Consider the following 12,241-nt stretch of genomic DNA (forward strand, 5'->3'; position numbering starts at 1 on the left):
CTTTTAAATCATTGCATTAGTAAGATTACGCATCATCAACGCACCAATTTGGCGCATGAGCTGCGTTAACCTGCCCAGGGTCGCCCTGTCACAGGGCAGGCGATACGTCGCGCACCAGAAGTGCGCAAACCCGGAGCCAGCCCACAAGCTGACGTCATCGATATCGCGCGCTGCGGGCCCGCTCGTTTACACTGACAGACCAGCCGTTTCCTGTTATCCGACCACGGCATGCCATTACACAGCCCCTTGTTTGCAAGGTGATGGCAGTCCCAATCCGAGGAACACCATGCAGTTCGATCGTCTCGACATCAGCCTCTCCCACTACCGTCATCTCGACCGGGAGCATCGCGCCCACATCGCGCTGCTGGGGATAGTGATGCTGGCCATCATGGTCCTTCATCTGTTGCTGCTGCCCCACTTCCCCTACGAGCGCTTTTACGCCGTCAGCTTTGGCTTCGAGGTGATCAACTGGCTCACCATGCTGTTCCTGTTCTGGGTGGTGCAGTGCGCCCACCTGCCCACCCACACCTACCGCATGCTCTCCTGCGGTCTGATGTTGTGGATCATGGGGGCCACCGCCGACATCATGGATGAGCTGGTGGCGCAGCCACTCTGGCTCGCCATCTATGCCGAGGATCTGCTGCGCTCCAGCGGCATCCTGCTCAGCAGCATCGGCACTCTGAGCACCATGCACCACCTCTTCCACATCAATACCCAGCTCAGACAACAGGCACTGTTCGACGATCTGACCCGGCTGCCAAACCGGCGCTACTTTCATCAGCAGCTGTTTCTGGAGCAGGGTATTTGCCACGCCCTCATCCTGCTGGATCTGGATCACTTCAAGGTGATCAATGACAACTACGGCCACGATATCGGGGATCGGGTGTTGCAGCAGTTTGGCGAGCTGTTGCAACAGCACTGCCCGCCCGGTGCGCTGGCGGCCCGTGTCGGGGGTGAAGAGTTTGCCCTGCTGCTGCCCATCGCCCACGAAGCCGAGCTGCAGCAACTGGCCAACACCCTGCTCACTGCGACCCGCACCATAGCCCCCGACCCGACCCATACCATGACGGTCAGCCTGGGAGTGGGGATCCGCGAGCCCAAGGAACCAGCAGTCTCGCTGTTCAAGCGGGTGGATCAGGCGCTTTATGGCGCCAAGGAGGCGGGCAGAAACTGCGCGGTATGGGCGACGCCGACTAACAAGGAGGCGTAAAGAGCTACCGATTGATTGCCGATCACGGCGGAAGATTGCTGCTGAGACAGGGACCCAATGGCCCCTGTTTTATGGGGAAAATCCCCTCGCCTAAAAGCGGAAGGTAAGACCGATATTGGCCTGCCACTGAGTTACCAGCTCCCCGCGCACCTTGAACACGCACTGCTCCGGGTTGCAGAGAAACTGGTTGTTGTCGTTGACCAGCGAGCCATAACCGCGCACCTCAGCCCGCAGCGCCAGATGCTCGGCGAGGCGCGGTTGCACCCCAAGCGCCAGCGACATGGAAGGGGTCACCTCGCTGTCGTAGGCGGCAAAGCGGGTCACCCCGATCCCGGCGCCGATGTAGGGCGCCATCAGGTTGTCAGAGAGGGTCAGCGCACCGGCAAAGTGCAGGATGTCCACCGTCAGGCGATCCGGCTGGTCGGGAGAGAGGGGGGTGGACTGATGGCTGTAGAGCAGCTCAATCATGCCGGGATCATCCACCTCCTTGCTGATAAAAAGACCCCAGCTGCCGGAGCTCTGCCCCTGCAGTGAATCAAACGATGCAGAAAGCGGCACCGGCTGCACCACATCGTCACTCTTCTCGAAGTCGATGGCTGAGCTGTAGCCGAAAAACGACGTCACCTGCCAACCGGATGTGGCTGAACCCTCAGCACTCCAGACCGGCCCCAGTGGCAACAACAGCCCCATCATCGCTATCCCGGCTCTCTTCATCATCCCCTGCTCCCTGTGTGATTGTGCAGAAAGCATACCAGAGGCGTCCTAGGCCCATCCTAAACGGCGGCTGTACCGGATCACTTTCATCGCGGGATTTCCCTCTCGCCGGAACCTCTGCCGAGCCGCCCCACTGGCGCCGCTATGCGCCCCTGCCACCATTCATCGACGGTTAACCTCTGCCACGTATGCTGGCGCCAAATCGGGTCATCGGGGCCCGTTATCACCACTCAAAAGGACATCAGGGAATGGTTGCCGCGCAACTCAACGACCCCAAAACTACCCTCGCGGATACCCTGCGGGCCACCGCGCATGCCATCGACGAGAGCCACATCAGCCTGCGCCAGATGCTCGCGCTGGTGGGCGAACAGGGCATGCTGCTGTTTTGCGTCCTGCTCACCGTCCCCTTCCTGCTGCCGGTCTCCATTCCCGGGGTCAGCACCCCGTTTGGCCTGCTGATCCTCTTTATCGGCATCGGCATCACCCTCAATCGGGTGCCCTGGCTGCCCGCCATGCTGATGGAGCGCCGCTTCGCCGCCGACCAGCTCAAGCCGACCCTGCACAAGGGGGCGGATCTGCTGGCCCGGGTCGATCGCGTTATCCGCCCGCGCCTGCTGGTGCTGACCGGCAGCAACACGGTCAACCGCTGCAACGGCCTGCTGATCATGCTGGCCGCCCTGCTGCTGATGCTGCCCCTGGGCGCCATCCCGTTTACCAACGCCATGCCTGCCTGGGCCATCCTGCTGCTGGCCACCGGCATGTTGCAGCGGGACGGTCTGTTCGTCGCCAGCGGCTATCTGCTGGTAAGCGCAACCCTGGTCTGGTTCAGCGTGCTGGCCATCGGCTTGCTGATGGCGGGCCAGAGCGCCAGCGGCCTGCTCGGCTAACCCCGATGCACAGAAAAAGGGCGACCAGATGGTCGCCCTTTTTGATTTGTGCGGGATACCGCCCGGTCAAAGCAGATCGTAGATAAGGGCCGAGATGGCAAGCAGCCCCATCACCAACACAAAAAGGGTACTCGGCCCGCGATAACGCTTGAGTGCGGGCAAGCGATAGATAGAGCAGGCCGGCAGCAGAAACAGGATCACCGCGATCAGCGGGCCACTGACGCGCTCGATGATGTCGAGCACATTGGGGTTCAGATAGGTGATGACGGCGGTCACCATAAACAGGATCACCGATGACACCCGGGCGATGGTCGACTCCTTGAGGGAGAGCCCCAGCCCCTGACAGGCACCGCTCACCATGCTCACCGTCCCCTCGCTCACCCCCATGGAGGTACCGAGGAAGGATTTGGACATGGCCAGAATAGCGATGAGTGGCCCCACATAGGCGATCAGCGGGTTGGAGAACTTGTTCGCCAGCGCCGACAGCACCGAGATATTGTCGGTGCGGGCCAGCGCCATCTCCGCCTGACTCAAACTCATCACGCAGCTCACCACGAAAAAGAGCACGCTGCCGCAAATCAGCATGCTGCTGTACTTGATGATCCGCTTGGCACGCAGGTCGGCATTCTCCTGACAGCGCTTCTTCTGCGCCGCACTGAAGGAGGAGATAATGGGCGCATGGCTGAAGGAGAAGACCATCACCGGCACGATCAGCCAGAGGGATTTCCAGAACGCCGGATCCCGCCAATCCACCGCTTGGCTCTCGCTGAAATAGGAGAGGCTCCACTGGGGCAGCAGATAGATGGAGAGGCCAATCAGAAAGGCGACCATGGGCAGCGCCAGCATGCTGATGGCCGACACCACGATCTGTTTGCCGGCCAGCAGCACCAGATGCAGGCCCAGCATCACCCCCAGCACCAGCAAGCCGCGCGGCAGCTCGGCATCCCCCAGCTGGTGAACCACGAAGCTCTGAATCGCGTTGGTGATGGAGATGCTGTAGACCAGAATGATGGGGTAGAAGGCCATCAGATAGACCAGCATCAGCAGTTTGCCCGCCTTGGCACCGAAGTGCTCCTCCACCACATGGGTGATATCCCCTTCCCGATGGGAGCTGGAGAGCACAAAGCGGCTCAATGCCCGGTGGGAATAATAAGAAAGCGGAAAAGCCAGCAATAAAATAAATAGCAAAATAACCGGGGAATTACTGCCAACAGTAATAGGAAGAAATAACGTACCGGCACCGACAGCAGTGGCATATAGGCCCATGGTCCATACCGAATCGCTTTTCTCCCATTTCAATTTTGAAACAGGGTTACTCTTTTCAGCAATAGAAACACTCATTGCAATATATACCTTATTAATCTGTCATCATTATTTTTATTGGCCCGAATAACAGGCTGGAGATATGTCGTTGCATATCGCCCTGCACATGAAAAAACAACGCCGCCAGCGGCCAACAGGGCCACCGGAGAGAAACGGAGCTGCCACGCTACCATCGTTGAAATCGCTATCCGGGTCAAGGTTAATAATTCATGACTATTTGAATCGGAATGTTTCAAAAGACAACAGGATGTATCACATTCGTCACCCAAAACCAGATTCACGCCTGTTTGATAACATACCGATAAAACCTCATGCTGTTGCCCAACAACACAAATAAGACCAGCGATCAGGCCGATAATATTAACACCTTAAGCTGTGGAATATGAGTTAAATAATACGGCCAACTTTTCTACTAATTGACAGTGATGTCAGCCAATTTATTCAGGGTAAAAGCGCAGGCTATTTCCCACAGCGACCGGGGCGGCACTTTCAACCTGCCGGGCAGTGCGCCACCCGGTTGCGGCCTGCCCGCTTGGCCCGATAGAGCCACTCGTCGGCCCGAGCCAGCGCCTGATTGATCTCCTCCTCCGGCTGCACCAGAGTTGTGCCCAGACTGACCGTGATGGCGACCGGATCGGCAGGCAGCGCTTCGACGGCGGCACGGATCTGCTCCGCCATCTGCTGCAAACCGGCTTCATCGATCCGCGGCAGCAGGATCAGAAACTCCTCGCCACCGCTGCGCACAAAGAGGTCGTCCGCCCGCAACAGGGCATCGATACAACTACTGAAGCGCTGCAAGGCCCGATCTCCCTGCTGATGGCCGTAACGATCGTTGAGCTGCTTGAAGTGATCGATGTCGAGCATGATAAGACCACAGGGCACCTCCCCTGCCCGCAGCGGCTGACAGTGTTCGAAGAAGAACCGGCGGTTGTAGAGGCCGGTCAACTGGTCGGTTTCACTCTGGCGCAGCAGTCGCTGCTGCAACTCGTACTGGCGGGTGATATTGCGGGTCACCCAGGCCACCGCCCGCTTGCCGTCATAGAGAGAGGGCAGCGGCGCAATCTTGCCCTCAAAACGCTGTATCCCTTGCGGCCCGGCGGCAGCATTGATCCCCCCCACCTCGGCTGCTGAGAGCTCATACTCCACCACTCGCACCTGACCGCTCGCCAGCGATTGGGCCACCTGCGCCTTGACCCATATGGCCATCTCGGGTGGCAGCACATCGGCCAGCTGCTTGCCCGCCAGCGGATTGCCATCGTGATAGGATTGCTGCTCCATACCGCCGATATATTCCACGTAATAGCCATCTTCACTGAGGATAAAAACGGGATCTGGCAGCTGGGCCATCACTTCATAAAGCTGGGTTACCGAAAGCGCCACGGAGACTCCTGTACTTCAACGTCAAACAGGGGGGAGATATTCTGCCTCAAGAGGACTCGCTCGCCCTCATCGGCAGAACAGAAAAATCTGCGGCCACAGCCAACAATCCTTTACATCTAGCAGCCTGCCAGCCTCTCGGCCAGCGCGTTGCTACTCCCGCCACTGCGCTCGCTCACAGTAGCGAAAGCCCCCTCCCCCGGTCGCGCATATCCCATTGTTTCAACTCACAAGTTCATTTACGCTGGCCGTCCTGAGTCCAGTTTTCACCTCATCAGCCATCAGGGAGCCAGCCACCCGCAACCGCAGGGGCTGTACCACGGAAAAGGAATCGCCAGATGAAAAACGCCATCGTCAAAGCCCGTTTCGAAGCGGTCAGCCTCGAAGGGGAACAGCTCACCCTCAAGATCGCCATCAAGGCCCCCGAGCCGGATCCCAAGTCCGCCAGCGGTGACTGGCGCTGCAAGGTGAAGCTGGCGGGGCTGAGCGACAAGACCTTTATCTACGGCATCGACAGCCTGCAGGCCCTGAGCCTCGCCATCAAGTTTGTTGAAACCGAACTGCGAGCTTTCTCCGATGCGGGCTGGCAGTTCTATCTGCCCGGCTGCCCCGATCACCCCATCGACATGAGCGCCTGCTACTTCCCGGCGCTCTAGCCCAGCCCATCCAAGGAGACCAGATGCACGGACCCGATCCCGCCAATCCCCACCCCATGAACGGCTTTCCCCAGGTGTGCTTTATCAAGAACACCATCAAGGGGCCCAATATCGAGGTGGGTGACTACACCTATTACGACGACCCGGAGGATTCGGCGGGCTTCGAGCGCAACGTTCTCTACCACTTCCCCTTCATCGGCGACAAGCTCATCATCGGCAAGTTCTGCGCCATCGCCCGAGGGGTGAAGTTCATCATGAATGGCGCCAACCACCAGACCTCCGGCTTCTCCACCTACCCCTTCTTTATCTTCGGCAACGGCTGGGAGCATGCCGCACCCGCCCCGGGCAGCCTCCCCTACAAGGGGGATACCGTGATCGGCAACGATGTCTGGATTGGCTATGACGCCCTGATCATGCCGGGAGTAAAGGTCGGCAACGGCGCCATCATCGCCGCCCGCTCCGTGGTCACCGGCGACGTGCCCGCCTACGCCGTGGTCGGCGGCAACCCCGCCAAGGTGATCCGCTACCGCTTCGGCGACGACACCATAGCCCGTCTCAACGCCATCGCCTGGTGGGACTGGCCGGTGGAGCAGATCAGCCGCAACCTGCCGCTTATCAGCGGCGGCGAAATAGTCGCACTGGAAGCGGCAACCCCATAGAGACAACCTATAAACCAAGCGAGATCGTAGAAACAACAAAGGGCGCCTTGTCGGCGCCCTTTGGCTTGATGGATATCGCTGAAGCCCGCTGGATTGAGCTGGCTATCAACCGGTGTTGCGCATCCCTGCGGCAATGCCGGCGATGGTGACCATCAGCGCCTTGTCCAGCTCGGGGTGCAGGGTCTCCGGGTGGTTGCGGGAGCGGTTGAGCAGCTCGGCCTGCAGCACGTTGAGCGGGTCAGTGTAGGGGTTGCGCAGCTTGATGGACTCCTTGATCCAGGGCTGATCCTCCAGCAGATCCCCGCACGGGCTCAGTTTCAGCACCACCTCGATGGATTCGGCAAGCTCCTGACGCAGCTGTTTGCCAAGGCCCCACAGCTCCTGCGGCACCAGACGGGTGTCGTAGTACTCGGCGAGCCAGACGTCCGCTTTGAGGAACACCATCTCCAGCATCTCAAGACGAGTGCGGAAGAAGGGCCACTGGGCGCTCATCTCTTCCAGCACGGCCAGCTTGCCGCCGTCGATGGCCTGTTGCAGCGCCTTGTGGGCACCGAGCCAAGCCGGCAGCATCAGGCGGTTCTGGGTCCAGGCGAAGATCCACGGAATGGCGCGCAGGCTCTCGACGCCGCCGTTGGGCTTGCGCTTGGAGGGACGGGAGCCGAGCGGCAGCTTGCCGAGCTCCATCTCCGGGGTGGCGGCACGGAAGTAAGGGACGAAGTCTGGATGACCGCGCACGATACTGCGGTAGTGATCGCAGGAGTCGGCGGCCAGCTGTTCCATCACCTCGCGCCAGCACTCTTTCGGCTTGGGCGGTGGCAGCAGGTTCCCTTCCAGCACGGCGCTGGTGTAGAGCTCCAGACTCTTGATCGCCACTTTCGGCAGACCGAACTTGAAGCGGATCATCTCCCCCTGTTCGGTGGTACGCAGACCGCCGCGCAGGGATCCCGGCGGCTGGGAGAGGATCGCCTGATGGGCAGGCGCACCGCCACGACCGACGGTACCGCCACGGCCATGGAACAGGGTGAGGCGAATATTGTTGGCCTCGGCCAGACCCACCAGGGATTCCATGGCGGCGTACTGGGCCCAGCCTGCGGCCATCATGCCCGCATCCTTGGCAGAGTCGGAGTAACCGATCATCACGTACTGACGGCCCTGAATGTAGCCGCGATACCAGTCCACCGAGAGCAGACGCTCCATCACGGCGGTGCCTGCCATCAGGTCATCCTGGGTTTCAAACAGCGGGGCGACCGGCATGCGGAACTTGCAGCCCGCCTCTTTGAGCAGCAGTTGCACCGACAGCACGTCGGACGGCGCACCGGCCATGGAGATGATGTAGATACCGAACGCATCGGGGTCGTGCTGGGCGATGACCTGACAGGTATCCAGCGTCTCGCGCACCTCGGCGCTCGGTTCCCAGTCGTGGGGAATGAGCGGGCGACGGGAGTTCAGTTCGTTAAGCAGGAAGGCCTGCTTGTCATCTTCGCTCCACTCGGCGTAGTCACCCAGACCCAGATAGCGGGTCAGCTCGGAGAAGACCAGCCCGTGACGCTCGCCATCCTGACGGATATCCAGCTTGACCAGATGGATGCCGAAACAGGCGACCTTGCGCAGCACGTCCAGCAACATGCCATCGGCGATATTACCCATGCCGCAAGCGTGCAATGAGTGGTAGCAGAGCTCCAGCGGCTCGCGCAGCTGGGCGGTAGTCTTGACCAGATCCTGGCTCTCGCTCACCTGACCCTGCACCTTGGCAGTGAGGTGCTCCTTGGTTTCGCGCAGCGCTTCACGCAGCTCGCGCACCAGCGCACGGTAGGGCTCGGGATGATCGCCAACGCGAGCGCGCACGGCGTCGGTACAGTCGGACATGGAGAGCTCGGAAGTGAGCTCCTTGATGTCTTTGTAGAACAGGCTCACCGCCATCCAGCGGCCCAGCTCCAGCACTTCGGCAGTCACCTTGGCGGTGACGAAGGGGTTGCCATCGCGGTCACCGCCCATCCAGGAGGTGAACTTGACCGGCGCGGCATCCAGCGGCAGCCGCACACCCAGATGGTGTTGCAGACGCTCGTCCAGATTGCGCATGAATTCTGGGATGGCAGGCCACAGGCTGTTCTCCACCACGGCGAAGCCCCACTTGGCCTCGTCGACCGGGGTCGGGCGCTGTTCGCGGATCTCGTTGGTATGCCACGCCTGATTGATCAGCTGCTCGATGCGATTGAGGATCTTGTCCCGCTCGCGTGGCAGCAGGTCGGAGAGCTCCAGCGCCTCGAGGCAGTCGTTGAGCTGTACGTGCTTGTGGATCAGGGTGCGGCGGGTCACCTCGGTGGGGTGAGCGGTCAGCACCAGATCGATATCCAGCTCGCGCACGGCCTGAATGATGGCCTCTTGCGACAGGTTGGAGGCTTTCAGCTTGTCGAACATCTGCTCCAGCGGGTCCGGGGTGCAGACCTGCTCTTCGCAGCGACGGGAGATGGTGTGGAACTGTTCCGCCACGTTGGCCAGATTGAGGAACTGGCTGAAGGCGCGGGCCACCGGCAGCAGTTCGTCATCGCTCAGGGTGCGCAGGGTATCGAGCAGACGTTCCCGGTCTGATTCATTGCCCTTGCGGGAGGACTTGGCCAATTGGCGAATGGTTTCGATCTTGTCGAGAAAGGCCTGACCCTGATGATCCTTGATGGATTTACCCAGCAGCTGACCCAGCATACCTACGTTGGCGCGTAGTGCGGCGTACTTTTCGTTCATTCCACATCCTTATCTTGTTGGTGCCTGACACCCATCCGGGGTGCTAGACGACCTCACTTATTGTTGTGCGATTACAACATATGCTCCGTCATCTTAGGGTGACAATCTACCCAGATTGTCTGCGCAAGGTCAAATAACAGGCCGATTCAGAACATGTATTTCCCTCACCACTCCACAACCGGCTTGTTATGTAACTTACTTACAGTTTTTACGCCCCTTTCACCGCCGCCGCTACAGGCAAAAACGTCTGATCAGGTGTTGCAACACTGCGGTGGTCGGCTTGACGAAGGAGAGGTCGAGATACTCATCCGGCTGGTGCGCCTGGGTGATATGGCCGGGGCCCATCACTATAGTCTCGCAGCCAAGCTGCTGGATAAACGGCGCCTCGGTGCAGTAGTTGACCGACTCGGCGGCGCGACCGCTCGCCTTCTCAGCTTCGCGCACCAGCACAGAGTCGTCGGCGCAGGCATAGGCGGGAATGGGTTCATGCAGATGTTGCAGATGCAGACAGCCCGGCTGGTGAATTTCGATGGGAGAGAGCGCCTCTTTGAGCATCCCCATCAACTCGTCCGGTCCCACCTGCGGGGTGGGTCGCAGGTCGATATGCAGCTCGCAGCAGCCGCAGATGCGGTTCGGGCTGTCACCACCCTGAATGTAACCGAGGTTCAGAGTCGGCTGCGGCACGGCAAAGCGGTGGTCGGCGTAGCGATCTTTCAGATCCTGCTGCAAGCGCAGCACCTGCCCCATCGCCTTGTGCATGATCTCCATGGCGTTGACACCGTTGGCGGGATCCGAGCTGTGACCGCTCTTGCCGGTAATACGGATCGCCTCCGACATATGTCCCTTGTGGGCCACCACAGGCACCAGCCCGGTCGGTTCGCCAATCACGGCGTAGTCGGGTTTGAGCTCGGCCGCCGCGGCGATGGCGCGGGCCCCCGCCATAGTGGTCTCTTCATCGGCGGTAGCGAGAATGCGCAGCGGCTTGGTCAGCTTGGTGAGATCGATTTCTTTGAGCGCTTCCACTATGAAGGCGAAGAAGCCCTTCATATCGATGGTACCGAGGCCATAGAGACGGTTGCCCTCTTCGGTCACCTTGAAGGGATCCTTGCTCCACCCTCCTTCATCAAACGGCACCGTATCGGTGTGGCCTGCCAGCAGCAGACCGCCCTCCCCCTGACCAATCGTCGCCACCAGATTGAACTTGCCCGGCAGGTCGGGGAGCGCCGTTACCTCGCACTGAAAACCGAGCTGACCGAACCAGTCAGCCAGCAGCCGGATCACCGCCTCGTTGCTCTGATCCCACTTGGGATCCGTGCTGCTGATAGAGGGAATCGCAATAATATTCTTATAAAGTGAAAAAAAATCCAGATTGGCCATCAGCTCCTCCTTGCGTCCCCGGAATGTTTCTGCTAGAAAATACAAATGCAAAGCGAGTGCATGAATATTCTGTAATTTTACCTGAATATCTGGCTCATCAACAAAGGCTTCTAGTTGTAAGGGAAAGTTAATGTTCTGTCACCTGATCTATAACCGACGACACACACCCGCCTGAATTGCCCCTCCGCACTTGTGCAAAGGGGCGATCGAACACCCTTGTGCACTGCAGCGTCATGCTGTGAATCTCGAACTCTGACTTGGAATATTCAACATGCTTAACACCGTTATCGTCGGTGCCAGTGGCTACGCGGGAGCCGAACTGGCCGCACTGGTACAGAACCATCCACAACTCAAGCTGTTCGGCCTCTATGTCTCCGCCGGCAGTCAGGATGCCCACAAGCCCTTCTCTTCCCTGCATCCCCAGTGGGTCGGCGCCCTCGATCAACCGCTGCTACCGCTGGACGACGACGGCATGACCCGGATCCTGACCCAGGCCGATCTGGTGCTGCTGGCCACCGCCCACGAAGTGAGCGCCGAGCTGGCGCCCAAGTTTCTCGCCAAGGGGCTGCCGGTGTTCGATCTCTCCGGCGCCTTCCGGGTCAAGGATCAGGGCTTCTACGACAGCTTCTATGGCTTCACCCACCAGAGCGAACAGTGGCTGGATCAGGCCGCCTATGGCCTGGCGGAGTGGAATGCCGATGCCATCGCAACCGCCCAGCTGATTGCCGTGCCCGGTTGCTACCCGACCGCATCGCTGTGCGCCCTCAAGCCGCTGCAGCAGGATGGCCTGATTGCCAAGGGGTGGCAGCCGATCATCAACGCCGTCTCCGGGGTTTCCGGCGCCGGGCGCAAGGCAGCCATCAACACCAGCTTCTGCGAAGTGAGCCTCAATCCCTACGGCACCTTCAATCACAGACACCAGCCGGAGATCAGCCATCACCTCGGCAAGGAGGTGCTGTTCCAGCCCCACCTTGGCAACTATGTGCGCGGCATTCTGGCCACCATCTATGTGCAGCTGGCGGACGGCGTCACTCCTACGCAAGTGGATCAGGCCTTCCTCAAGGCTTACGAAGGCAAGCCACTGGTGCGACTCACCGGCCAGATGCCCTCTATTCGCGGTGTGGCAAACACCCCTTACTGCGATATCGCCTGGCAACAGCAGGGCAACATGCTGGTGGTGGTCTCCGCCATCGACAACCTGCTCAAGGGCGCCGCCTCGCAAGCCATGCAGTGCATAAATATCAAATTTGGTTTTGAACCGGCCACCGGCCTGATTTAAGGACTTAGGAAGGATCTCGA

General features: G+C 59.9%; 10 protein-coding genes. 5 read left to right on the forward strand and 5 right to left on the reverse strand.

Features of this window, described 5'->3' with window-relative positions; all coding sequences use genetic code 11:
* Positions 1-286: 286 nt before the first annotated feature.
* Complete coding sequence (locus AB5Y67_RS16320; protein ID WP_368208004.1) at positions 287-1,210, forward strand: GGDEF domain-containing protein; 924 nt, start codon at positions 287-289, stop codon at positions 1,208-1,210.
* A 90-nt stretch (positions 1,211-1,300) separates the two neighbouring features.
* Here the strand turns inward: AB5Y67_RS16320 and AB5Y67_RS16325 are convergent, their stop codons facing one another.
* Complete coding sequence (locus tag AB5Y67_RS16325) at positions 1,301-1,924, reverse strand: outer membrane beta-barrel protein (RefSeq protein ID WP_199427854.1); 624 nt, start codon at positions 1,922-1,924, stop codon at positions 1,301-1,303.
* A gap of 248 nt (positions 1,925-2,172) precedes the next feature.
* Here AB5Y67_RS16325 and AB5Y67_RS16330 point away from each other — a divergent pair, with 248 nt between their 5' ends.
* On the forward strand, positions 2,173-2,811 hold the full coding sequence (locus AB5Y67_RS16330) for an exopolysaccharide biosynthesis protein (protein ID WP_058056332.1): 639 nt from the start codon (positions 2,173-2,175) through the stop codon (positions 2,809-2,811).
* Between the two features lie 66 nt (positions 2,812-2,877).
* On the opposite strand, the gene AB5Y67_RS16335 is transcribed toward AB5Y67_RS16330, so the two are convergent.
* The gene (locus tag AB5Y67_RS16335; RefSeq protein WP_199427841.1) at positions 2,878-4,152 is read right to left on the reverse strand and encodes an HAAAP family serine/threonine permease; all 1,275 of its coding nucleotides are present in this window, start codon (positions 4,150-4,152) and stop codon (positions 2,878-2,880) included.
* Between the two features lie 471 nt (positions 4,153-4,623).
* The gene (locus tag AB5Y67_RS16340; protein ID WP_368208006.1) at positions 4,624-5,514 is read right to left on the reverse strand and encodes a diguanylate cyclase; all 891 of its coding nucleotides are present in this window, start codon (positions 5,512-5,514) and stop codon (positions 4,624-4,626) included.
* Between the two features lie 335 nt (positions 5,515-5,849).
* Between AB5Y67_RS16340 and AB5Y67_RS16345 the strand changes: the two genes are divergently transcribed.
* Both AB5Y67_RS16345 and AB5Y67_RS16350 read left to right on the forward strand, forming a co-directional pair.
* A complete protein-coding gene (locus tag AB5Y67_RS16345; protein WP_040069435.1) occupies positions 5,850-6,167 on the forward strand; it encodes a hypothetical protein in 318 nt (105 codons plus the stop codon).
* A 23-nt stretch (positions 6,168-6,190) separates the two neighbouring features.
* Positions 6,191-6,826, forward strand: a complete 636-nt coding sequence (locus AB5Y67_RS16350; RefSeq protein WP_199427839.1) for a Vat family streptogramin A O-acetyltransferase — start codon at positions 6,191-6,193, stop codon at positions 6,824-6,826.
* A gap of 105 nt (positions 6,827-6,931) precedes the next feature.
* On the opposite strand, the gene ppc is transcribed toward AB5Y67_RS16350, so the two are convergent.
* Both ppc and argE read right to left on the reverse strand, forming a co-directional pair.
* The gene (gene ppc, locus AB5Y67_RS16355) at positions 6,932-9,565 is read right to left on the reverse strand and encodes a phosphoenolpyruvate carboxylase (protein ID WP_123172259.1); all 2,634 of its coding nucleotides are present in this window, start codon (positions 9,563-9,565) and stop codon (positions 6,932-6,934) included.
* Between the two features lie 231 nt (positions 9,566-9,796).
* A complete protein-coding gene (gene argE / locus AB5Y67_RS16360; RefSeq protein WP_123172258.1) occupies positions 9,797-10,942 on the reverse strand; it encodes an acetylornithine deacetylase in 1,146 nt (381 codons plus the stop codon).
* Between the two features lie 271 nt (positions 10,943-11,213).
* On the opposite strand from argE, the gene argC reads away from it, so the two are divergent.
* Positions 11,214-12,221, forward strand: a complete 1,008-nt coding sequence (gene argC / locus AB5Y67_RS16365; protein WP_368208009.1) for an N-acetyl-gamma-glutamyl-phosphate reductase — start codon at positions 11,214-11,216, stop codon at positions 12,219-12,221.
* Positions 12,222-12,241 lie beyond the last annotated feature (20 nt).

This window comes from Aeromonas sp. s12 (assembly GCF_040907925.1).
GTDB classification, from domain to species: Bacteria; Pseudomonadota; Gammaproteobacteria; order Enterobacterales; family Aeromonadaceae; genus Aeromonas; species Aeromonas veronii.

Excerpts from the sequence above, each read along its gene's own strand:
- AB5Y67_RS16330 (WP_058056332.1), top strand. The coding sequence starts at position 2,173 with ATGGTTGCCGCGCAACTCAACGACCCCAAAACTACCCTCGCGGATACC.
- AB5Y67_RS16345 (WP_040069435.1), top strand. The coding sequence starts at position 5,850 with ATGAAAAACGCCATCGTCAAAGCCCGTTTCGAAGCGGTCAGCCTCGAA.
- AB5Y67_RS16320 (WP_368208004.1), top strand. The coding sequence starts at position 287 with ATGCAGTTCGATCGTCTCGACATCAGCCTCTCCCACTACCGTCATCTC.
- AB5Y67_RS16325 (WP_199427854.1), bottom strand. The coding sequence starts at position 1,924 with ATGAAGAGAGCCGGGATAGCGATGATGGGGCTGTTGTTGCCACTGGGG.
- ppc (WP_123172259.1), bottom strand. The coding sequence starts at position 9,565 with ATGAACGAAAAGTACGCCGCACTACGCGCCAACGTAGGTATGCTGGGT.
- AB5Y67_RS16350 (WP_199427839.1), top strand. The coding sequence starts at position 6,191 with ATGCACGGACCCGATCCCGCCAATCCCCACCCCATGAACGGCTTTCCC.
- argC (WP_368208009.1), top strand. The coding sequence starts at position 11,214 with ATGCTTAACACCGTTATCGTCGGTGCCAGTGGCTACGCGGGAGCCGAA.
- argE (WP_123172258.1), bottom strand. The coding sequence starts at position 10,942 with ATGGCCAATCTGGATTTTTTTTCACTTTATAAGAATATTATTGCGATT.
- AB5Y67_RS16335 (WP_199427841.1), bottom strand. The coding sequence starts at position 4,152 with ATGAGTGTTTCTATTGCTGAAAAGAGTAACCCTGTTTCAAAATTGAAA.